At 70.2% G+C, this 21595-nt stretch carries 20 protein-coding genes; 11 read left to right on the top strand and 9 right to left on the bottom strand.

What is annotated here, in order from left to right; all coding sequences use genetic code 11:
• The first annotated feature begins 25 nt into the window (after positions 1 to 25).
• A complete protein-coding gene (locus LX12_RS16870) occupies positions 26 to 1633 on the top strand; it encodes a GMC oxidoreductase (RefSeq protein ID WP_253655739.1) in 1608 nt (535 codons plus the stop codon).
• A gap of 4 nt (positions 1634 to 1637) precedes the next feature.
• On the opposite strand, the gene LX12_RS16865 is transcribed toward LX12_RS16870, so the two are convergent.
• Positions 1638 to 1802 carry a DUF2256 domain-containing protein gene (locus LX12_RS16865; RefSeq protein WP_253655738.1) on the bottom strand — a complete coding sequence of 55 codons (165 nt, stop codon included), beginning with the start codon at positions 1800 to 1802 and terminating at the stop codon, positions 1638 to 1640.
• A 59-nt stretch (positions 1803 to 1861) separates the two neighbouring features.
• Here LX12_RS16865 and LX12_RS16860 point away from each other — a divergent pair, with 59 nt between their 5' ends.
• Positions 1862 to 3046 (top strand): acyl-CoA dehydrogenase family protein, encoded by a 1185-nt coding sequence (locus LX12_RS16860; protein ID WP_253655737.1) that lies wholly within the window; start codon positions 1862 to 1864, stop codon positions 3044 to 3046.
• 18 nt (positions 3047 to 3064) lie between these two features.
• Here the strand turns inward: LX12_RS16860 and LX12_RS16855 are convergent, their stop codons facing one another.
• Positions 3065 to 4141, bottom strand: a complete 1077-nt coding sequence (locus LX12_RS16855; RefSeq protein ID WP_253655736.1) for a hypothetical protein — start codon at positions 4139 to 4141, stop codon at positions 3065 to 3067.
• Positions 4142 to 4314: 173 nt separating this feature from the next.
• On the opposite strand from LX12_RS16855, the gene LX12_RS16850 reads away from it, so the two are divergent.
• Complete coding sequence (locus LX12_RS16850) at positions 4315 to 4659, top strand: hypothetical protein (RefSeq protein ID WP_253655735.1); 345 nt, start codon at positions 4315 to 4317, stop codon at positions 4657 to 4659.
• A 24-nt stretch (positions 4660 to 4683) separates the two neighbouring features.
• Here the strand turns inward: LX12_RS16850 and LX12_RS16845 are convergent, their stop codons facing one another.
• From LX12_RS16845 to LX12_RS16835, 3 genes are all read right to left on the bottom strand, one after another.
• A complete protein-coding gene (locus tag LX12_RS16845) occupies positions 4684 to 4962 on the bottom strand; it encodes a hypothetical protein (RefSeq protein WP_253655734.1) in 279 nt (92 codons plus the stop codon).
• Between the two features lie 127 nt (positions 4963 to 5089).
• Positions 5090 to 5950, bottom strand: a complete 861-nt coding sequence (locus LX12_RS16840; protein ID WP_253655733.1) for an LLM class flavin-dependent oxidoreductase — start codon at positions 5948 to 5950, stop codon at positions 5090 to 5092.
• 1 nt (position 5951) lies between these two features.
• Entirely contained in the window at positions 5952 to 6971 is a 1020-nt protein-coding gene (locus LX12_RS16835; protein WP_253655732.1) for an aldo/keto reductase, read from the bottom strand.
• Between the two features lie 139 nt (positions 6972 to 7110).
• Between LX12_RS16835 and LX12_RS16830 the strand changes: the two genes are divergently transcribed.
• Together LX12_RS16830 and LX12_RS16825 are read left to right on the top strand one after the other, a co-directional pair.
• Positions 7111 to 7680 (top strand): TetR/AcrR family transcriptional regulator, encoded by a 570-nt coding sequence (locus tag LX12_RS16830; protein ID WP_253655731.1) that lies wholly within the window; start codon positions 7111 to 7113, stop codon positions 7678 to 7680.
• Positions 7681 to 7760: 80 nt separating this feature from the next.
• Positions 7761 to 9455, top strand: coding sequence for a TIGR03767 family metallophosphoesterase (locus tag LX12_RS16825; protein WP_253655730.1), 1695 nt, complete (start codon positions 7761 to 7763; stop codon positions 9453 to 9455).
• A 265-nt stretch (positions 9456 to 9720) separates the two neighbouring features.
• On the opposite strand, the gene LX12_RS16820 is transcribed toward LX12_RS16825, so the two are convergent.
• Both LX12_RS16820 and LX12_RS16815 read right to left on the bottom strand, forming a co-directional pair.
• Entirely contained in the window at positions 9721 to 10443 is a 723-nt protein-coding gene (locus LX12_RS16820) for a hemerythrin domain-containing protein (RefSeq protein WP_253655729.1), read from the bottom strand.
• Between the two features lie 57 nt (positions 10444 to 10500).
• Positions 10501 to 12408, bottom strand: coding sequence for an ABC transporter ATP-binding protein (locus tag LX12_RS16815; RefSeq protein WP_253655728.1), 1908 nt, complete (start codon positions 12406 to 12408; stop codon positions 10501 to 10503).
• A 121-nt stretch (positions 12409 to 12529) separates the two neighbouring features.
• On the opposite strand from LX12_RS16815, the gene LX12_RS16810 reads away from it, so the two are divergent.
• Complete coding sequence (locus LX12_RS16810) at positions 12530 to 13483, top strand: aldo/keto reductase (RefSeq protein ID WP_253655727.1); 954 nt, start codon at positions 12530 to 12532, stop codon at positions 13481 to 13483.
• Positions 13484 to 13538: 55 nt separating this feature from the next.
• On the top strand, positions 13539 to 15071 hold the full coding sequence (locus tag LX12_RS22300; RefSeq protein WP_253655726.1) for an adenylate/guanylate cyclase domain-containing protein: 1533 nt from the start codon (positions 13539 to 13541) through the stop codon (positions 15069 to 15071).
• Positions 15072 to 15080: 9 nt separating this feature from the next.
• Here the strand turns inward: LX12_RS22300 and LX12_RS16800 are convergent, their stop codons facing one another.
• Positions 15081 to 16313 carry a DUF1501 domain-containing protein gene (locus LX12_RS16800; RefSeq protein WP_253655725.1) on the bottom strand — a complete coding sequence of 411 codons (1233 nt, stop codon included), beginning with the start codon at positions 16311 to 16313 and terminating at the stop codon, positions 15081 to 15083.
• 29 nt (positions 16314 to 16342) lie between these two features.
• Positions 16343 to 17638: a DUF1800 domain-containing protein gene (locus LX12_RS16795; RefSeq protein WP_253655724.1), complete on the bottom strand. Its 1296-nt coding sequence runs from the start codon at positions 17636 to 17638 to the stop codon at positions 16343 to 16345.
• A 145-nt stretch (positions 17639 to 17783) separates the two neighbouring features.
• On the opposite strand from LX12_RS16795, the gene LX12_RS16790 reads away from it, so the two are divergent.
• From LX12_RS16790 to fgd, 4 genes are all read left to right on the top strand, one after another.
• Positions 17784 to 18410, top strand: a complete 627-nt coding sequence (locus LX12_RS16790) for a DUF5666 domain-containing protein (RefSeq protein ID WP_253655723.1) — start codon at positions 17784 to 17786, stop codon at positions 18408 to 18410.
• Between the two features lie 38 nt (positions 18411 to 18448).
• Positions 18449 to 19165 carry a response regulator transcription factor gene (locus LX12_RS16785; RefSeq protein ID WP_253655722.1) on the top strand — a complete coding sequence of 239 codons (717 nt, stop codon included), beginning with the start codon at positions 18449 to 18451 and terminating at the stop codon, positions 19163 to 19165.
• Positions 19162 to 20502, top strand: coding sequence for a sensor histidine kinase (locus LX12_RS16780; protein WP_253655721.1), 1341 nt, complete (start codon positions 19162 to 19164; stop codon positions 20500 to 20502). The genes LX12_RS16785 and LX12_RS16780 overlap by 4 nt, the downstream gene beginning before the upstream one ends.
• Positions 20503 to 20564: 62 nt before the next feature.
• Positions 20565 to 21590: a glucose-6-phosphate dehydrogenase (coenzyme-F420) gene (gene fgd, locus LX12_RS16775; RefSeq protein ID WP_253655720.1), complete on the top strand. Its 1026-nt coding sequence runs from the start codon at positions 20565 to 20567 to the stop codon at positions 21588 to 21590.
• Positions 21591 to 21595: the final 5 nt, after the last annotated feature.

Below are 21595 nucleotides of genomic sequence, written 5' to 3'. Positions count from 1 at the left end.
GTCACGGACGAGACGGGGGTCGACGGTGGGTGCATTCGGGCGCAGGACGTTCATGGCGGGGGTCGGCGCCGCCGCAGGTGCCGTCGCCGTCGCGGGCGTCGCGGGCAGGGCGGTTGCCGAGCCGACGGCTCCGCGCCCGGGACGCATCCCCGTCCGTCGCGAGGAGCACCGGGTCGTCGTGATCGGGTCCGGGTTCGGTGGCGGTGTCACAGCGCTGCGCCTCACCCAGGCGGGGGTCCCCGTGACGATGCTCGAGCGCGGGCGACGGTGGGCAACCGGACCGAACGCGAACACCTTCGCGACGCCGACCGACCCCGACAAGCGGATGCTCTGGTACCGCTCGGCGCCGACGCTCTTCGGCCGGCCTCTCGTGGTCGACCCGTACGTCGGTCTCATCGAGGCGGTCGCGGGCGAGAACATGTCGGCGCTCTGCGCGGCCGGGCTCGGTGGCGGATCGCTGGTCTACCAGGGGATGACGCTGCAGCCGAAGGAGTCGGTGTTCTACACGCAGTTCCCGTCGCGCCTCGACTACGAGGTGCTGGCGCGGACGTACTACCCGCGCGTCGCGTCGATGTTGCGGATCGAGACCGCACCCGACGCGCTGATCGACTCGCCGCAGTACCTGGCGCCCCGCGTCTTCCGCGACCACTGCATCAAGGCCGGGTTGCCGGTGTCGAAGATCCCGATGCCCATCGACTGGAGCTACGCGCTGGCCGAGCTGCGGGGCGAGATGAGGCCCTCGTACACCAACGGCATGGGTGCGATCGGGGTCAACAACGGCGGCAAGCACAGCGTCGACGTCACCTACATCAAGCAGGCCGAGGCCACCGGGAAGCTCGACCTCCGCCTGCAGCACGAGGTCACCGACGTGATCCGCGAGAAGGACGGCCGCTGGACCGTCCGTGCGAACCGCATCTCGTCGTCGGGTCAGGCCCTCGAGACCGTCGAGATGACGACGCGTGCACTGGTGATGGCCGCCGGGACGATGAACACCACCAAGTTGCTGATGCGCGCGCAGGCGCACGACACCGTCCCGGACCTGCCTGCGGGCCTCGGCACCGGGTGGGGCAGCAACGGCGACCGCATCTACACCTGGACCGACTTCGCCGACGCGATGGGCGCGCAGGGTCAGGGCGGGCCGGTCGTGTTCGGCAGCCTCGACTGGGACGGGGACCCCCGCAGGGCCGCGACCGTCATCCAGGCGTCGATCCCGACCCTCGGGACCGACCCGCGGACGACGATGATGGTCGGCTACGGCGTCAGCGACGCCCGTGGGAAGTTCGTGTGGGACCGCGCCCAGGACCAGGCGGTGCTGCGCTGGCCGCGCAACGGTGACCACGTCCTGCAGGACACCCGCATCACCCCGCTGACGAAGCGGATCGCCGGGCCGTCGTCGGTCCTGTTCGACACGTTCGTCCCCTACCCGTCGACGTGGCACCCGCTCGGCGGCGCACCGATGGACGTCGTGTGTGACCTGCAGGGACGCGTCAACGGGCACCGTGGACTCTACGTCCTGGACGGTGCTCTGATGCCGGGCAACACCGCCGCGTGCAACCCGTCCATGACCATCGCGGCGATCGCCGAGTGGGCAATCGACCAGATCATCCCGTCCGACGTCGGGACGGTCTTCTGACCCGTCAGGACGCGGGACGGTCTCCGCTTCGTCGCCGTCGGCGGGCGGCGCGCCGGCAGGCCTGCGAGCAGTAGCGGACCTCGTCCCACTGCCCGCGGGAGTTCCACCGCTTCCGGTTCGTGAACGGTCGCCCGCACACCTCGCACACCTTGGATTCGCGGTCGGCCATCAGCCCATTGTGCCGGGGTTAGTGTGGGTCGAGATGACCACGAGAGGGAGTGACCGCTGATGTCCGCTCAGACGATCGGTGAGCTGTTCGCGTTCGACGACATCCTCGACGCCGACGAGCGGGAGATCCGCGACACCGTGCGCCGCTTCGGCGACGAGAAGCTCCGCCCGCACGTCGGCGAGTGGTTCGAGAAGGCCCACCTTCCCGTGCGTGAGCTGGCCGGGGAACTCGGCGAACTGGGTCTCTTCGGCATGCACCTCACCGGCTACGGCTGCGCGGGGATGTCGGCCACGACCTACGGCCTCGCGTGCCAGGAACTCGAGGCCGTCGACTCCGGTCTGCGCAGCTTCGTGTCCGTCCAGGGCTCGCTGGCGATGTTCGCGATCCACGCCTTCGGCAGCGACGAGCAGAAGGACGAGTGGCTGCCGAAGATGTCGGCCGGTCAGGCCATCGGGTGCTTCGGTCTGACCGAGGCCGACTACGGGTCGAACCCGGGTGGCATGCGCACCAACGCCAAGCGCGACGGCGACGACTGGGTGCTCAACGGCTCGAAGATGTGGATCACCAACGGCTCCGTCGCCGATGTGGCCGTGGTGTGGGCTCGCACGGACCTCGAGGAGGGCCCGCGCGGCATCCGTGGCTTCGTCGTTCCCACGGACACACCGGGATTCAGCGCCCCGGAGATCACCCGCAAGCTGTCGCTGCGTGCGTCGGTCACCTCCGAGCTGGTGCTCGAAGACGTCCGGCTGCCGGCGTCGGCGATGCTCCCGGGTGTGACCGGTCTCAAGGGCCCGCTCAGCTGTCTGAACGAGGCCCGGTTCGGCATCGTCTTCGGCTCGCTGGGCGCCGCACGCGACTGCCTGGAGACCGCGATCTCTTATGCCGCCGACCGCGAGGTCTTCGACAAGCCGCTGTCGGGCTACCAGCTGACGCAGGCGAAGCTCGCCGACATGGCGCTGGAACTGGGCAAGGGCCAACTGTTGGCCGTCCACCTCGGTCGCATCAAGGACCGCGGCGAGATCCGGCCGGAGCAGATCAGCACCGGCAAGCTGAACAACGTCCGCGAGTCCATCGAGATCGCGCGACAGTGCCGAACCATCCTCGGCGCCAACGGCATCACGCTGGAGTACCCGGTGATCCGCCACATCAACAACCTCGAGTCGGTGCTGACCTACGAGGGCACCAGCGAGATGCACCAGCTCACCGTGGGCAAGGCCCTCACCGGGCGCGACGCGTTCCGCTGACGCGCCCGGTGACAGGGATCAGCAGGCCGCCGCGGGCGAGGAGATCCCCAGCAGGGAGTACTTCTTCCCGTACGACGTCGACGGCGAGGTGTGGAAGAACCACGGCACGTAGACCTCGTCCTCGAGCGTCCACGTGGTCGCCCCGACGGTCTGGGTGAAGGTCGACGTGTAGACCGGGTCACCCACCTCGAGGTTCGTCAGGCATCCGTACCCCGACACCGAGGCGCCGGGCACCTGGTTGATCTGGCTGCTGCCGACGAACGGGTCCATCGCCCACTCCGATATCTCGTGCGAGAAGGCCTGCAGGTTGGTGTTCCCGCCCTCGACGTCGCTGTAGCCGAACGTGTAGTTGCCGCTCTGGTCGTGGTACCCGCCGAACCCACTGCCGGTGAAGGAACCGTCGTCGCCGTAGACGTCGGGGGCGACGAACATCGTGAGCTGCGTCGCGGGGTAGCGACCGGAGACGCCGTTCGAGGTCACCGCGTTCTCGATGGTCGTGTCGAGCACACCGTACTCACCACCCACCTGCTTCCACTGACCGGACGGGACCGACACGGAGACAGGTGAACTCACCACGGGGTTGAGGAGAAGGTGGTAGGCGGACCCGACCTTGTTCGCGTTCGCCCGGACGTAGGCGTCGAGGTACTGCGTGGTCTCGCCGGCGGGTTTCGTCGTGGCGTTCGTGAACATCGGGCTGGCGGCGACGGACTTCGCGGCTGCAGTCGCGTCGACGGCGGTCGTGGTGCCGTTCGAGTTCGCCAAGCTGAAGTTCAGCGGGACGATGTTCACGGTGACCGTCGAGGTCGTGTTCGCCGACGGGGCGGCGCCGACGAAGTGTGCTGTGTACGACTTCTTCGTGGTCGCGTCCACGTTCGTCGTCGTGTACGACGGCACGGTCGCTGTGGTCGCCTGCGGTGCGGAACGCGCGGCGTGTCCGCGCCGGATGTCGAGCGTCCCGTCCCGCAACGCGAGCTTCTTGTGGGGGACCGCGGGATCGGCGGGCGCGGCGTGCGCTGCCGATCCGAGCGCGGTGGTGAGCCCGACGGCCAGGGCGCATGCGATCACTGCACCCAGCACACGAGTCGACGATGTCATGGAGTGGGGACCTTTCTCGACGGACCGCGGCGCCGGGTCGGCCACCGCAAGGAGGGTGTCCGTATGTTAGGGGCACTAAATGACTCGGCGTGAGGCATTGTCGGAAAGATCCGCTTTTCGGCGTGATCGGGCATGAGGGGGTTGCCGTGGACGGTGTCGCTAGGGTGGCGCCCATGGAGAAGGGGATGAAGACCCTCGCGAACAGCCTCACCCTGATCGGCTCCGTGGTGCTGATCGGGTGTGTCGGCTACCTCATGGGCGGCTGGTGGGACGACCGCCGCTGGGGATGGGTTGTCATCGGTGCGGTGGTCATCGTCGCGAATCTGGGTGTGGTGGTGGTCCGCCTCAAGCCGACCCCGAAGCCGCGCGACTGGACGATCGACGAGGTGCGCGCCGTGATCGAACCCATCCACGGCGAGGTCGCGCAGATCCGGACCCTGCGCCGCGCGGACAAGGGCCTCAGCCTGGTCCAGGCCGCGACGCTGGTGTCCGAGGCCCGCGGGGACGACGACCGCTGATCACGGCCGCCGCCCCGACACGGCTCAGTTCCCGCGGTCGAGCCCCGCTGCCTTGCACTGGGGGATGACGGCCACGCTGTCCGCGCGACCGGGCTGACCGTCGTCGGCCCGGGCCTGGTCGCTGCGAAACTTCGACGGGCTGGCGTCCTGGAGCTGGGCGTTGGCCGTGGTGGAACTCGCCCCGACGCACGCGTTGGGGTTCGTCGGGAAGGTCGACGGCGCGGCGCCGGCAGGCGCCACGGCGACCAGGGCGGCAGCGGCGCCGGCGACGGCGAACGTGAGGGTGCGGAGACGAGGAGACATCGGTGTCCTTCGTGAGTGGGATGCGCCGATCGGGTGTCCCGATCCGGGTGCACGCACGGTAGGCGCCCACGGCGGTGTGGTCCCGTCGATCCGCGCGCATTCGATCGATGAACGGACACCGCGTCAGTCACCGGAAGGGTCTGATCAGCTCCTGCGCGAGCCACTCGGCGACACCCTCGCGGTACGGAGCACCGAGCCCCAGCACGACGTGGGTGAACCCTGCGTGGATCGCCGCGTCGATCGCGGTCCGGGTGTCGTCCGGGTGATCGAGCGACACACCGAGGTGGATGGACCGCGTCACAGCGGCGGGATCGCGGTCGGCCTCGATGCAGTACCGGTCCAGCAGCCGGCTGCGGGAGATCGCGTCGTCGAGGTCCCCGCCCGGGATGTTCCACAGTTCGGCGTGCTCCGCGGCGATCCGTAGCACCGCCGACGACCGCCCGCCCACCATGATCGGCGGGCCCTGTGCCTGCACGGGTTTCGGGTTCTGGAACGCCCCGGTCACGCGGACCACCTCCCCGGCGACGTCGAACGGTGTGTCCTCGGTCCAGATGCGACGAATCGTCGGGAGACCCTCCCGCAGTGCGGTGATGGCTTCCGGCGTCTCGACGTAGGGGAGGCCGAACGCGTCGTACTCGCGGCGCGCCCACGGGACGCCGGGGCGCGAGCCCACACCGATGCCGAAGTCCAGCCGCCCGTCGGAGACGACGTCGACGGTCGTGGCGATCTTCGCCAGCAGGGCCGGCGGGCGGATCCGGTTGCTGGTGACCAACAGTCCGAGTCGGAGACGACGTGTCTGCGCGGCGAGCGCCGCGAGCAACGTCCATCCCTCGAAGATCGGACCGTCGAGGTCGCCGCCGATCGGCATCAGGTGGTCGAACAGCCAGGCGTGCTCGATCTCCGGGATCGCGTCGGCCTCGGTCCACACCCGTGCGATCTCCGCGTACCCCGCGTTCTGCGGCGGCGTCATGAAGCCGAACGAGACCATGTCAGCGCCTCCGCAGCGAGGCGTCGAGCAGCGACGGCGGGGTGTCGAACTTCTCGTCGGGCGCGAGATCGACACCGGGGGCGACGATCTCGTCGATCGCGTCGAGCACGTCCGCGGACAGCACGGTGTCGGCTGCCGCGAGCTGGGTTCGCAGGTGGTCGATCGTCCGCGGTCCGATGATCGCGCTGGTGATGCCGGGGTGCGCGGTGACGAAGCCCAGGGCCAGCTGGATCAGGGTGAGACCGGAGTCGTCGGCGAGGGCGACCAGCTTCTCGACGGCGTCGACCTTCGCGACGGTGGTGGGGGAGTCGCCGGCGAAGCGGTCGGGGAGAAGGGTCGATCGGCGGGTGGTGATCTCCTGACCGGCGCGGATAGCCCCCGACAGGAAGCCGCCGGCCAACGGGCTCCACGCGAGCACCCCCATGTCGTACTCCTGGGTGACCGGCAGCACGTGGGACTCGATGCCACGCTGCAGGATCGAGTACGGCGGTTGCTCGGTGACGAAGCGTCCGAGGTGGTTCTCGCGGGCCGCCCACTGCGCCTGCACGATCCGGTGGGCGGGATAGGTGGACGAACCGAAGTACCGGATCTTGCCGGCCTGTCGGAGGTCGGTGAGCACCGACAGCGTCTCCTCGTCGCTGGTCGTCGGGTCGGCGCGGTGGATCTGGTACAGGTCGACGTGGTCGACTCCGAGCCGGCGGAGGCTGTTCTCGAGCTCGGTGGTGATCCAGCGGCGCGAGCTGCCCCGGTGGTTGCGCTCGTCGCCCATCGGGTTGAACACCTTCGTGGCGAGCACGATGTCGTCGCGTCGTCCGGCGATCGCCCGCCCGACCATCTCCTCGGACTCGCCCTGGCTGTACATGTCGGCGGTGTCGATGACGTTGATGCCGGCCTCGAGTGCCGCGTCGACGATGGCGGTCGCGTCGTCCTGTGTGGTGCGACCGATGGCGCCGAAGTTCATCGCCCCGAGGGCGAGGGTGCTGACGGTGACGCCGGTGCGGCCGAGGGTGCGGTACTGCATGGTGGTCTCTTCTCCCTGACGTGGTGGATTCCAGACGGTGGGTCTGGCATCCTGGCCGTGAAGCGGAACGGTGTTCCGCTCACGGGACCGACGATACGGAACAGTGTTCCGTTTGACAAGACTCACTGAGAGGACAGGGATGACCGGCGAACCGCCACCGCGCAAGCGAGCCGATGCGCGTCGCAACGCCGACGCTCTCGTCGACGCCGCCGCGGCTGCGTTCGTCGAGTCCGGTGTCGGCGTGCCGGTCCGGGACGTCGCGGCCCGGGCGGGCGTGGGTGTCGGAACCATCTACCGGCACTTCCCGACCCGGACCGACCTGATCGTCGCCGTCTACCGGCATCAGGTGGAGGCGCTCGTGGAGGCCGGTCCGCGGCTGCTGGGCGACAGCCCGTCGCCGCACACGGCACTCGTCCGATGGATCGACCAGTTCGTCGACTTCCTCGTCACCAAACACGGACTCGCCGAGGCGATGCGGTCCGACGACGCCGCGTTCGAGGGCCTGCACTCCTGGTTCCTGGACCGTCTCGTGCCGGTCTGCGACCAGATCCTGCAGGCGGCGGTCGCGACCGGTGACGTCCGCGGCGACGTCGGCGCCATCGAGGTCATGCGCGGGGTCGGCAGCCTGTGCATCGGCGCCGGCACGGACAGCCGCTACGACGCCCGTCGCATGGTCGGTGTCCTGCTCGACGGACTCCGCGTGCGCTGATCGCCGACGATCGGCCCGGAGGTAGGGCAGTATCCCCCTGGGCACACCGGGGCTGTGTCCGTCAGACGAGAGGGACACCCATGGACCGCAGGCGCAGGACGTTCGACCGCCGCACATTCGTGAAGGCGACCGGGATCGGCGCCGCCGCGGCGTACCTGGGCACGAAGCTGTCGCCGTTCGCCTGGGCCGAGCCGGCGGTGTCGCGGGCGGCGTCGATCGCGGGGACCACGCTCGACGTCGTCGGCGTCCCGGCCGCGACCGGGCCCAAGCAGTACCGGAAGCTCGTCGCCGGGGCGGGATGGCCGTTGATCGTGCGGTCCGAGCTCGCGGCGCCGAAGGCCGGTCGCGACGACCGCCGTGTCGGCCTCGCCTCCGTCGTGCAGACCACCGACATCCACATCGTCGACGCCGAGAGCCCGGTCCGCGCCGAGTTCATCCACCTGCAGAACGGCTCGGCGTTCCGGCCCCACGAGAAGCTCGGCCCGCATGGCGCGATCACCCTCGTCGAGCGCATCAACGCCCTGGGGTCGTCGCCGTTCACCGGGCGTCGGTTCGACGCGGTCGTGTCCACCGGCGACAACACCGACAACCACGAGTTCGCCGAGCTCGACTGGTTCCTCACCGTGTTCTCGGGTGGGACGTTCCAGCCGTCGACCGGTGACCCGAACCGGTACGAGGGCGTCCAGGTCTGGGGCTCGACCCTGTACTGGCAGCCGGAGACCGCGGTGGACGACATCTACAAGCAGAAGGGTTTCCCGCAGGTGCCCGGGCTGCTCTCGTCGAGCATCCGGTCGATCGAGAGTCCCGGCCTGAACACCCGGTGGTACAGCGTGTTCGGCAACCACGACGACAGTGTCGAGGGCACGCTCCCCAGCGGCATCGGGTTCATCGACGCGCTGTACACCGGCGACATCAAGCTCGACCTCCCCCAGGACCGACGTCAGATCGACGCCATGGCACGCGTGTTCGGCGTCGACCCGCGCGAGGCCGGGAAGGTGTTCGCCGCGCAGGTCGCGTCCGGGCCGATCCGCAAGGTCACCCCCGACGCCCGCCGCGCGCCGTTCACGCCGCGGCAGTACATGGCCGAGCACTTCCGACCGCGCTACACCGGACCCGGTCCCGTCGGACACGGATTCGCCGCAGATGCACCGCAATCGGGGGTCACGTACTACTCGTTCGAGATCGCGCCCGGCGTGGTCGGGCTGTCGATGGACACGACGAACCACGCCGGGTTCACCGATGGGTCGATCGGGCAGGGTCAGCTCGACTGGATGCAGCGGCTGATCACCACGAATCGGGACACGCTGTTCGTCGCGTTCAGTCACCACACCAGCGACACCATGGAACTGCCGATCCCCGACCCCGAACGGCCCCTGGAGCCGCGACGGACCGGGAAGCAGCTCGTCGACTTCTTCCACCGGTTCCCGAACGTCGTCGCGTGGGTGAACGGGCACACCCACGAGAACAGGATCACCCCGCACGTGGGACCCACTCCGGCGCAGAGCTTCTGGGAGATCAACACCGCGTCGCACATCGACTTCCCGCAGAACGCGCGGATCCTCGAGGTGTGCGACAACAAGGACGGCACGCTGTCGCTGTTCTGCACGCTGATCGAGTCGGCAGCGCCGTACTCGGTCGACTACGCCGACCACTCGATCACCGGCCTGGCGTCGATGTACCGCGAGTTCTCCTACAACGACATCGGATACGAGGCCAAACGCCTCGGCGGAGCCGCCGACCACAACGTCGAACTGCTGCTGGTCAACCCCCGCTGACGCGACCCGGCACCGTCCACGGCCCGCCCGTCGGGCACCCGGAACCGTTCGTCGGGCACCCGGAGCCGTTCGTTGGGCACCCGGAACCGTTCGTTGGGCACCCGGAGCGATCGGTTGGGCGGCTGGACCCGGGAGCACGTCCCACCTGCCCATCAAACGGTTCCTGCTGCCCAACATGCGGTTCCTGCTGCCCAACGAACGGGGCTGAGCGGGTCGGTGGGGCCGAGCGGGTCGGTCGGGCCGAGCGGGTGGACGGGTGGGTGGGTCAGTCCGCGTCGGCGGAATGGGTGTCGGTGATGTGGGTGTCGGGGCGTTCGCCGACGCGCAGGACGCCGATGCGTTCGATACCGCCGGCGAGTGACGCCAGACCGGCGCTCGCCCGCGCCGCCAGACGCGACGGTGCCCGCAGGGCGAGCTGGTCGAGGCCGTCGCGCGACCGGTCGATGACCGTCAGGGGGAGCGCGGCCAGCGCGTTGCCCGGTGGGCGGCGCGCGACGACGGGGTGCGGACGTGTCGGCGCCGTCCGTCGGACCGCGAGCCACACCCATCCGAGCCGACGCAGGTCACGGTCGTCGAGGGCGTCGCGCAACTCGGGGAACAGCGAGTCCTCCTCGTCGCGGACGTCCTGGCGCAGCAGGTCGGTGATCTGCGCGAACAGGTCGTCGTAGGCGATCGAGTCGGGTTCGGTGCGCTCGAGCTCGGTGAACAGTTCGTTGATCTGCTGGTGCTCCCGCTCGATCTCGAGGGTCTGCGCCTCGCCGTCGGGCACGACGCGACGGATGACCGGCCAGAGCACCGATTCCCCGGCGAACGCGTGCGGGAACACCAACCGGCACAGCCGGTTCACGGTCTTCTGCCGCTCCACGCCGTGACTCTCGTGCGCGGCACGGATCAGGTGGTCGAGCTCGACGTGGTCCGTGCGCTGGCGGACGAGGACACTCGTCGGCCCGCCGAGTTCGTCGATCGGCCGGTGGGCGATGGAGGTCATGGGGCACCTGTCTGTCGTGGAGCGGACAGGTGACCGGCTACCCGGCCTGACCGCCGGTCACACCTGCGCGGCGGCGACGGCCGGGGCGTCGGGGTCGTCGGCGAACTGGGTGCGGTAGAGCTCGGCGTAGCGGCCGTTGCGGGCCAGCAGCGACAGGTGCGTCCCACGCTCCACGATCCGACCGGCCTCCAACACCAGGATCTGGTGGGCGGCGCGGACCGTCGACAGGCGGTGTGCGATGACGATCGAGGTGCGTCCGACAAGAGCTTCGGACAACGCCTCCTGCACAGCGGCTTCCGACGTCGAGTCGAGGTGTGCCGTCGCCTCGTCGAGGATCACGACCGACGGCGCCGCGAGGAGCAGTCGTGCGATGGTCAGTCGTTGACGCTCGCCGCCGGACAGGCGGTAGCCGCGCTCGCCGACGACGGTGTCGAGGCCGTCGGGCAGCGACGCGATCAACTCGTCGAGGCGGGCGCGTCGAAGGGCCGCCCAGATCTCGTCGTCCGTCGCGGTCGGGTTGGAGAGCATGAGGTTGGCGCGGACCGTGTCGTGGAAGAGGTGGCCGTCCTGGGTCACCAGACCGACTGCGCGGTGCAGCGACGCCGACGTCACGTCGCGGACGTCGAGGTCGTTCACCCGCACCGCCCCGGCGTCGACGTCGTAGAGCCGGGTCGCGAGCTGCGCGATGGTGGACTTGCCGGCGCCGGAGCTGCCGACGAGGGCGACCATCTCACCGGCCGGCACCTCGAAGGAGATGTCGTGCAACACCTCGACGCCACCGCGTGTGTCGAGCGCGGCGACCTCCTCGAGCGATGCCAGCGACACCTTGTCCGCCGACGGGTAGGCGAAGCGCACCCCGTCGAAGCGCATCGACAGCGGGCCCTGGGGGACCGCGACCGCATCGGGCTTGTCGTCGATGAGCGGGACGAGGTCGGTCACCTCGAAGACGCGCTCGAAACTGACCAGGGCGCTCATGATCTCGACGCGCGCGTTGGCCAGCGCGGTGAGCGGGGCGTACATCCGGGTGAGCAGCAACGCGAGGGAGACCACGGCGCCCGCGTTCAGGTGACCGTCGACGGCGAGCACCCCGCCGAGACCGTAGACCAGGGCGAGCGCCAGCGCGGAGACGAGTGTCAGCGCCGTGACGAAATACGACTGCGACATCGCGCGCGCGACGCCGACGTCGCGGACCTGGGCGGCGCGGTCGGAGAAACGTCGCGACTCCTCGTCGGGCCGGCCGTACAGCTTGACCAGGGTGGCGCCGGGCGCGGAGAAGCGTTCGGTCATCTGCGTCGACATCTGGGCGTTGTACTCGGCGGCCTGGCGCGACAGCGCCGCCATCCGACGGCCCATCAGCCGCGCCGGGACGACGAACACCGGCAGCAGCACCAGCGCGAGAAGCGTGATCTGCCAGGAGATCAGCAGCATCGTCGTGAGGGTCAACGCCAGCGTGACGATGTTCGACACGACGCCGGAGAGGGTGTCGGAGAACGCGCGCTGGGCGCCGATGACGTCGTTGTTCAGCCGACTGACGAGGGCGCCGGTCCGGGTGCGGGTGAAGAACGCGACGGGCATCTTCTGCACGTGGTCGTAGACGGTGCGCCGCAGGTCGAGGATGAGTCCCTCGCCGATCGACGCCGACAGCCACCGTACGACGATCCCGACGCCGGCCTCGGCGAGCGCGACGCCGGCGATGACCAGCGCGAGCCAGGTGATGGTGGCCGTCGAGCCGTGACCGGTGATCTGGTTGACCACTCGGCCGGCGAGGATCGGTGTGACCACCGTGAGGACGGCGGTCAGGACGCTCAGTGCCAGGAACACCGCGATCTTGCGGCGGTGCGGCCGCGCGAAGGCCGCGATCCGCCGCACCGTGGACCGTCGCGTCCCCTTGGGCAGCTTCGACGGTTTCCGGCTGGCGGACAGGCCGCGGTACATCGTGTTGTAGGCGACCGACTCCATGGACATGCAGCCGACTGTAAGCGTTCAAGCGGACATGAAGTCTGGTCCGGACGACGCTGTTCGCGACGGGTGAACACGACGATCGCCGACGGGAATGGCCCCGTCGACCGGGACGTTCTTGTACGCCATGGCAACGATCGGCTCGTCGGACCTCGACGTCTTCCCACTGATGCTCGGCGCGAACACCTTCGGGTGGACCAGCGACGAGGAGGAGTCGCACGCTGTCCTCGACGCGTTCCTCGAGGGCGGCGGCAACGCCATCGACACCGCCGACTCGTACTCCGCCTTCGCCCCGGGCAACCACGGCGGTGAGTCCGAGACGGTCATCGGATCGTGGTTGGCGGCCCGGGGGAACCGCGACGACGTCGTCATCGCCACCAAGGTCAGCCAGCACCCCGACTTCCTCGGGCTCGCGCCGGACACCATCCGGGCTGCGGCCGATGCGTCACTGCAGCGACTGCAGACCGACCACATCGACCTCTACTACGCCCACTACGACCGCCCCGACGACGACACCCCGCTCGTCGACTCGCTCGCGGCCTTCGACGAGCTGATCCGGTCGGGCAAGGTCCGCCACGTCGGCATCTCGAACTTCTCCCCGGAGCGGATCGAGGAGTGGGTGACCATCGCCAGTCGCGAGGGGTTCGCCGCCCCGATCGCGCTGCAGCCGCACTACAACCTCGTGCACCGCAGGTCCTACGAGCCCACCCTGCGCGACCTCGCCCAGAAGCACGACCTGGGCGTCTTCCCGTACTTCGCGCTGGCGTCGGGATTCCTCACCGGCAAGTACCGGACCAGGGAGGATCTCGCCGACACGCCGCGCGAGAAGCTCACCGAGGGCTACTTCTCCGACGCCGGGCTCGAGGTGATCTCCGCGCTCGACGAGATCGCGAACGCCCACGAGACGACCATCGCGACCGTGGCGCTGGCCTGGCTGCTGACCCGGCCCGGCATCGTCGCGCCGATCGCCAGCGTCAGCCGCCTGGACCAGCTCCCGAGCCTCCTGGCGTCGACCTCGCTGCGCCTGCGCGACGACGAGATCGACAGACTCACGACGCTGTCCGACGCCGTCGGTCGGTGACCCGGACTCGCGCGAAGGAGTCACGCTCCCGGGGCCGGTCCCCGACAATGATTTCGTGACAACGTCCATTGTCGACATGCCCTCCGGCCGCGGCGAGATGCTGGCCCGCGTGTTCGCGCGCGGACCCGTGCGTCTCTACGCGGTGGGGATGGTCTCCGCGAACGTCATCGGCGCGTTCATCGTGTTCGGCCTGATCCGGTTCATCCTCCCGTTGCCGATCAACCCGGGCAGCGTCCTGTCGGTCCGGAACTTCGTCACGTTCGGCGCGTTCCTGCCGGTCGCCGTGGTCATCGGCTTCGCCCTCGGGGTCCGCGCGGCCGCACCGACGTTCCCGTGGGTCGTCCGGGGTGGGGTCCCGAGCCAGGTCGAGTACGACACGGTGGTCCGCCTCCCCGCGCGTCAGGTGGTGGTCACCGCGACACTCTGGCTCGTCGGACTCGTCGTGTTCGTGGCGGTCAACGCCATCGCGGGTGGCGGGGCGAGCCTGCTGGTCATCATCGTGCTGGCCGTGGGCCTGGGCGGAACCGCGACGTGCGCGATGGGCTACGTCGTCGCCGAGCGCACCCTCCGCCCGCTCACCGCCGAGGTGATGATCCGCGGCGTCCCCAGTCAGCACACCGCCCCCGGCGTCACGTCGCGACTCATCGCGATGTGGGCGCTGTCGACCGTCGTCCCGCTGCTCGGGTCCGGGTTGATCGCCCTGGGCAGCCTGCTCGACGTCGTCATCCGCCCCGGGGACTCGATCGCGGGTGCCGTCTTCGCGCTGTCGGTGATCTCCCTGTGCGTCGGCGCCGGCGGCATGACGCTCACCGCCCGGTCGGTGGCCGACCCGATCACCCAGATCATCACCGCGATGACCCGCGTCGAGGGCAACGACTACGAGATCCGTGTGCCCGTGTACGACGGCTCGGAGGTGGGCCGACTCCAGACGGGCTTCAACCGGATGGTGGCCACGCTCGGGGAACGCGAACACATCCGCGAGCTGTTCGGCATGCACGTGGGCGACGCGGTCGCCAGCAGGGCGATCGCCGAGGAGCCGACGCTCGGTGGTGAGCTCCGCGAGGTGGGGGTGCTGTTCATCGACGTGGTCGGGTCGACCGCGCTGGCCCAGGAGAAGTCGCCGGAGGACATCGTCACGATGCTCAACGAGTTCTTCGACTGCGTCGTGACGACCGCCAACCGGCACGACGGGTTCGTCAACAAGTTCGAGGGCGACGCCGCGCTGCTCGTGTTCGGCGCTCCGCTGCCCCACGACGACGCCGCCACCGCGGCGCTGCGGACCGCGCGGGAGCTCGCCGAGCAGATGCCGTTCGCCGGGGGACTCGCGGCGGGGATCGGCGTGACCTTCGGCACGTGCCTGGCGGGAAACGTCGGTGCCGCGAACAGGTTCGAGTACACGGTGATCGGCGACCCCGTCAACGAGGCGGCACGGCTCAGCGATCTCGCGAAGACGACCTCACCGCCCGCCATCGCGTCCGCCGACGCGCTGGAGGCGGCGAGGACCGACGAGACGCAACGGTGGTCGCCCGGCGAGTCCGTGCAGCTGCGCGGCCGGTCGACGGTGACGAGGACGGCGTCTCCGCGCTGATCGGACCGATCACAGGAAGCCGATGGGCTTGCGTCCGGGCCCGACCGCCGGGGTCGGGTCCCCGCCGAGCGCTCTATCGATGAGTTCGGCGTAGACGTCGCGGAAGTCGGTGGTGACCTTGAGGTCGCCGTCGTCCAGGTCGGTGAGGCTCGGTTCGTCGCCGTAGAAGCCGCCGTGGACGGGCGCGCCGGCGACCAGTACCGGGCCCGCGGTGCCGTGATCGGTGCCCTCCGACGCGTTCGCCTTCACCCGACGACCGAATTCCGAGTAGGCCATCACCACGACATCGCGACCACGCGGGTCGGCGGCCATCTCGGTCAGGAAGCCCGAGAGCGCCGAGTCGAGTTGTCCGAGCAGTCGCTGCTGCGTCTCGCGTTCGTCCGCGTGCGTGTCGAAGCCGCTGATGCTCACCGAGTAGACCTTCGTCGGCACACCGGCCTTGACGCACGTCGCGACGGTGGCGAGCTGATCGGCCAGCGACGAGCCGCCTCTGCCTTTCGCGCCCTGTGTCCCCGATGCCGTGTGCTTCTGCGTGCCCGCCAGCAGAGGCCCGAACGTCGACGTCATCGTCTTCTCTGCGCGGTAGGACGAGCACACCATCGCCTCGGCGGGCGAGTCGCCGGACTGATCCGCCCCCAGGGAGGTGAGCGTGCCGACCGCCGACGTCGCCAGACCCTGCCCCGAGGTGCTCAGCGCGGCAGCGGTCGTCGTCTCGCCGATGGCCAGCATCGGCAGGACGGGCCCGACGCACACCGCCCGCAAGGGGTCGTCGCCGGTCGCGTCGAGCCAGCGGCCGATCCACCCCGTGTGCACCGCCGACTGCGGTCGGGCGGTCTGCCAGATGTCCATCGACCGGAAGTGGCTGTGATCGGGCTCGGGGTAGCCGACGCCGCGCACGATCGCGAGCGACCCGTTCTGCCACTGCTTCGCCAGGCCGGTCATCGCCGGGTTCAGGCCGAGTCGGTCGTCGAGGTGCAGGACGTCCTGCGGCGCATAGGCGAGCTCGGGTCGGTTGTCGTGATAGGCGTTGTCCGCGTACGGGATCACGGTGTTGATGCCGTCGTTGCCGCCGTACATCGTGACGATCACGACGACCCCGTCGCCGATCGCTCGTGGACGCTCGTGGGCGGCCGAGGTCAGATCCTCCCAGGTGACGGTCGTGACGCCGCCGACGACGCCGAGCGCGGCCAGGACACCGGACCCGAGGAGGAACCGGCGGCGGTCGATGGTGGGTGACTTCATGCGGTGACTCCGATGTGGATGAGACTGCCTCAGACGGCGAGGTGTTCGGGACTGTTGAGTGCCGCGGCGGTGAGTGTCACCGGGTCCGAACGATGCTGCGCGAGAACCCGGGCAGTGCGGTCGGTGAACGACCCGACGCCGAGGAGGTGCGCGGCGGCGTCCACGCGATCGGCCGGTGCCGCGTCGTGGATCGTCGTCACCTGCGGATGAGCCGCCAGGCGCATGGCGGTGGTCCAGCGGGTCTGTGTCCCCGCCGTCGACAACCACGCACGTCCGGCGGGCCAGCCCCCCACACTGGGCGGATGGAAGGGCAACTGCCCCAGGTCCTTCAGGGTCGTGCTCATCGCCGCGAGGTCGGCGGAGGTCGGCTCGGGCGCCAGTGCGCGATGCGCCCCGACCACCCATTCCACGGGGGAGGTGACGATGGAGCCACGGCCGAACTCGGGGTCGGTCACGATCGCCGTGATGAGGGCACGCAGGTCGCGACGCGCACCGTAGGCGTCGAGGAGACGGTTCAGCGTCCCGCTCGAGGGCGGTGTGGCGGAGGCCAGTTGCTGCCACCACCGGGTCGCGACGTACCCGGCGGAACCCGGGTGGTCGAGCACCGCGTCGCAGAACGACGCCGCGTCGAGGTTCCCGGTCACTCCGAGCACCGTCTTGGTTCCCGCGTCGTGCCGGCGGCGGATGAGCTGCGGTCGGCGGTCCGCCGTCACCCGCCACCCGGTGAGTGCGCGAGCACCCTCGCGGACATCGATCTCGGTGTACCCGTTGCCGTGGCCGAGGGCGAAGAGCTCCATGAACTCCCGAGCGAGGTTCTCGTTCGGGGAGCCGGCGACGTTGCGTCCCCCGTCGAGCCACCGCAGCATGGCGGCGTCGGTGAGCATCGCGTAGGCGAGGGGTCGGAAGGTGCCCAGTCCCATCGACCGCAACTTCTCGTTCTGCGCGATCATCGCGGCGGCGTCGTGCACCTTGTCGTTCGACGTCGAGAAGTGGTTGTGCCAGCAGAACGTCAGCTTCTCGGTGGCGGGTCGCTGCGCGAGCACCATCCGCTTCAGCCACCAGGTGGTCGCCGTCTGGTCCTGTGCACGGATCTCGGTGTTGCGGGCCTTCTTCTGTGCGGTGGTCCTGTCGGCGGTCGTCGGGACCGGTGGGAACGACGGTGGGGGTGTCGCCGCCACACCGGGATCGTCGCCGGGTCCGAGGGCGTCGGCGACATGGGCCGCGATGCCGCGGGCGACCGCGGCGTCGACCTCGGCGCCCGTCGCACCGAACCCGAGTCGCCGGACCACCCGTGCGGCGGCTGTCCAGTCGGGGGAGGGGATCACGGAGTCGAGTCTGCGAGCACCCGGACCGTGCGTTCCAGACCGGTGGGCCGATCCTCAGCAGTCCTTCAGACTGCCGTGAGCAGGCCTTCCGCACTCTCAGTCGGTCTTCAGCCGCGCGGCGGGGCGCGTTCCTACCGTGGCCGTCATGACCGAACCGCACGATCCGCAGCAGCCGGCCGACCGGGCCCCGTACGAGGCGCCTGTCGACGAGACCCGCCCCTACGCCTCGCCCGCCGGGCCGCCTCCGCCATTCCCTCCCCAGGGACCCCCGCAGCAGGGCGGACCCGTCGACGGACCCCCTCCGCCGCCCGCCCGCCACGGACTGGTGTCGCGCCGCACCCTCGCGGCGACCGGTGCCGCGGCTCTCGTCGTTGGCGGCGTCGTCGGCGGGCTGATCGGCTGGGCGTCGACCGACACGGCCCAGCCGGTCCGCACCACGGTCGCCGAGACCCAGACGCCGGACAGCACCCACGCGCAGCAGGGCGAACACGCCCGGAAGTCCCGCGGTGTCGCCGGCACCATCACGGCGATCAACGGGTCGACCTGGACCATCCAGACCACCCAGGGGGACCCGTTCACCGTGACCATCGGGTCCGACACGAAGTTCGGAACCGCGAAGGCGCCCGCGCAGGCGTCGGATTTCGCCGTCGGTGACCGCATCGTCGCGACGGGCACGCGGTCCGGCACGACGGTCGAGGCGACCCGGGTGGTCAAGCGTGTGGCCCGCACGGCGCCGAGCAGCGGCGGCGCGTCGACCACGGCGCCGAGCTGACCCCTCGTCCCGGTCGGCCGCTGGCAGAATCGGCGCACGTGGACGAGCCCCGTGCAGGTGGACCGGGCGGCGCCCGCGTCCTCGTGGTCGAGGACTCGACGCCGATCCGGGTCGCGATCGAGACCGCGATGGTCGACGCGGGTCACAGCGTGCTGGCCCGTCCCGACGGTGCCCGACTCGAGCACGACCTCCGGGAGTTCCGTCCCGACGCCGTCCTGCTCGACGTGATGTTGCCGGGTTCCGACGGGTTCGCCCTGCTCGAGATCGTGCGGCGCCGCAGCGACGCGGGGATCCTCATGGTCACCGCACGCGACGCCGTCGCCGACCGGCTGCACGGGCTGACCGAGGGCGCCGACGACTACGTCTCCAAGCCGTTCGAGATGGCCGAGCTCGTCGCCCGCGTCACCGCCGTCCTGCGACGGCGCGGGCGGGTGGCGTCGACGATCCTCGTCGACGACCTCGTCATCGACCCCGAGGCGGCCTCGGTGCGGCGCGGCGGGACACCCATCTCCCTGACCGCCACCGAGTTCCGGGTCCTGGTGTTCCTCGCGGGACGTCGCGGACGTGTCGTCACCAAGACGCAGATCCTCACCGCGGTGTGGGGGTACGAGCACTACGACCCGAACCTCGTCGAGGTCAACATCAGCACCCTGCGCCGCAAGCTCGAGGCCCACGGGCCGCGACTGCTGCACACCGAACGCGGCCTGGGGTACCGCCTCGACAGCGCCGACACCGCAGGCGGTGAGCCCGGGTGAGGTCGGGTGGGTCGTTGCGTCTGCGGGTGACGGCGCTGGCGGCGATCGTGCTGGCGGTGGTCCTCGTCGCGATGGTCGTCATCGGGGTCACGCTGTTCACCACCGCCTCCGACCGCGCGGTCGACGGGTTGCTCACCGACCGCGCCTCGTATGCGCGGCAGATCGCGCGCACCGCGGCCACCCCGCAGGCGCTGCTGTCGCGGGTCGACAACCGCTCGGTCCGAGCGCAGGTGATCCTGGCCGACGGTCGCGTCTACGGCTCCCGGCTCCCCGACGACGACTCCGCGGCGCGACGGGTGATCGAGCTGCGGTCGACGAGGGCGTGGGCGCAGGGCGCACGCCTGGTGCTGGCCGTGGACAGTCGACTGCTCGACGACGTCCAGACCCGACTGCTCTGGGGGATGGTGATCGCCGGGGCCGCCGCGCTGGTGGTCACCGTCGGCCTGCTGTGGGTCGGGATGCGGTTCGCGCTCGCACCGCTCGACGCGATGACCTCGCTGGCGCGGTCGATCGCCCGGGGGCACCGCGGCGAGCGGTTGAGCCCCCGTGACCCGGGCACCGAACTCGGCCGCACCGCGGCGGCCTTCGACGACATGCTCGACTCCCTCGAGGGTGCCGAGGCGCGCGAACGCGGTGCGCAGCAGGCGGTCCGGCAGTTCGTCGCCGACGCCGCGCACGAACTGCGGACACCGATCACCGGGGTGCAGGCGGTCGCCGAGACGCTGCTGCAGGCCGACCGCGACACCCCCGTCGAGGAGCGGGAGCGCCTCACCCTGCTGCTGATCCAGGAGACCCGACGCGCCGGACGGCTCGTCGACGACATGCTCGAGATGGCGCGCATCGACAGCGGGATCACCCTGTCGCCGCAACCCACGGACATCGGGGCGATCGCGCGCGAGCAGGCCGACCGGGTGCGCCTGCTGCACCCGGAGCTGACCCTGACGGTGCAGGGATCCGCGCCACCGGCACTCGCCGACCCGGTTCGGGTCGCGCAGATCGTCGCCAACCTCGTCGACAACGCCTGCCAGGCCACGCCGACGGGCGGCCGGGTGCAGCTGACCGTCGACGCCTCCCCGGGTTGGGTGCACCTCGTCGTCGCCGACTCCGGCGTCGGCATCCCGCCCGCCGACCGCGACCGCGTGTTCGAGCGGATGGTGCGTCTGGACGACTCCCGCGACCGCCGTTCCGGCGGGTCGGGCCTGGGACTGGCCGTGGCGCGGGGACTGGCACGGTCGCACGGTGGCGAGGTGGTGCTGGTGTCGACGGACCCGCCGGGCGCGGTGTTCCGGCTGGACCTGCCGGCGGCGCCGCTGCCCGACGGATCACTCGCTCCGTAGGTCGGGCTACGGTGGAGCTGTCGTGGACGCGGCGGTGGATCGTCGAAGGGCGAGGTGAAGCAATGGCTCAGGAACTCAGGCTCGGATACAAGGCGTCGGCGGAACAGTTCGACCCGCGGGAACTGGTCGAGATCGCTGTCGCTGCCGAGGGGGCGGGCATGGACTCCGTCGCCGTCAGCGACCACTTCCAGCCCTGGCGCCACGAGGGTGGTCACGCCCCGTTCTCGCTGGCCTGGATGGCCGCGGTCGGTGAGCGCACGAAGCGCGTCCAGATCGGCACGTCGGTGATGACCCCGACGTTCCGCTACAACCCCGCCGTCATCGCGCAGGCCTTCGCGTCGATGGCGTGCATGTACCCGAACCGGATCATGCTCGGCGTCGGGACCGGCGAGGCGCTGAACGAGTACGCGACCGGGTTCACCGGCGAGTGGCCGGAGTTCAAGGAGCGGTTCGCCCGCCTGCGCGAGTCCATCCGTCTGATGCGCGAGCTGTGGACCGGCGAGAAGGTCGACTTCGAGGGCGAGTACTACACTACCCAGGGCGCCTACATGTACGACATCCCGGAGAAGCCCGTCCCGGTCTACGTCGCCGCCGGTGGCCCCGTCGTCGCGCGGTACGCCGGGCGACAGGGCGACGGGTTCATCTGCACCTCGGGCAAGGGCATGGAGCTCTACACCGAGAAGCTCATCCCGGCCGTGAAGGAGGGCGCGGAGAAGGCGGAGCGGTCGATCGACGACATCGACCGGATGATCGAGATCAAGATCTCCTACGACCCCGATCCCGAACTGGCGCTGGAGAACACGCGGTTCTGGGCGCCGCTGTCGCTGACGCAGGAGCAGAAGCACAGCGTGAACAGCTCGACGGAGATGGAGCGCCTCGCCGACGAGCTGCCCATCGAGCAGGTCGCCAAGCGGTGGATCGTCGCGTCCGATCCCGACGAGGCAGTCGAGGCCGTGAAGCAGTACACCGACGCGGGCCTGAACCACCTGGTGTTCCACGCGCCGGGCCACGACCAGCAGCGTTTCCTCGACAACTTCGCGAAGGACCTCGAGCCGCGGTTGCGGAAGCTGACCGTCACGAGCGGCTAGGTCGC

The organism is Williamsia serinedens, from assembly GCF_024171725.1.
Taxonomy (GTDB): Bacteria; Actinomycetota; Actinomycetes; order Mycobacteriales; family Mycobacteriaceae; genus Williamsia_A; species Williamsia_A serinedens.
This window is presented reverse-complemented; position numbering and strand designations above follow the sequence as displayed.